The organism is Xanthomonas codiaei (genome assembly GCF_002939785.1).
Classification (GTDB): domain Bacteria; phylum Pseudomonadota; class Gammaproteobacteria; order Xanthomonadales; family Xanthomonadaceae; genus Xanthomonas; species Xanthomonas codiaei.
This window is the reverse complement of sequence record NZ_MDEC01000084.1, coordinates 1-548: the sequence shown is the minus strand read 5'-3', so window position 1 is coordinate 548 and position 548 is coordinate 1. Positions and strand designations below refer to the sequence as shown.

The window sequence follows — 548 nt, the reverse complement described above, 5'->3', positions numbered from 1 at the left end:
CATCTGGCGCGCAAGGGTCAGAGCCTGCGGTCGGGCACGATCGTCGATGCGACGCTGATCGCTGCGCCCAGTTCGACCAAGAACGCTGAGCATGCGCGCGACCCTGAGATGCATCAGACCAAGAAAGGGAATCAGTGGTATTTCGGGATGAAGGCGCACATCGGCGTGGATGAGTTTTCCGGGCTGGTACACCATGTCCATTGCACAGCGGCTAATGTCGCCGATGTCACTGTGACGCACGCATTACTGCATGGCAAAGAAGACAGCGTGTTCGGCGACAGCGGCTATACCGGCGCGGACAAACGCCAAGAACTGCGGGACTGCGAAGCAGCATTCTTCATCGCCGCCAAGCCCTCGACGATGCAAGGCATCGGCAACAAACGCGAGCGTGCTCGGGAACAGCGTTGGGAACACTTCAAGGCCAGCGTGCGCGCGAAGGTGGAGCATCCATTCCGGGTGATTAAGCGCCAGTTTGGCTACACCAAGGTCCGCTATCGCGGTCTGGCCAAGAACACGGCACAGGTGCTGACCTTGTTTGCGCTGTCAAA

General features: G+C 59.3%; 1 protein-coding gene. It reads left to right on the top strand.

What is annotated here, in order from left to right; all coding sequences use genetic code 11:
• Positions 1-548 (top strand): IS5 family transposase (locus XcodCFBP4690_RS22145; protein ID WP_146092044.1); only part of this gene is annotated, 548 nt, incomplete at both ends.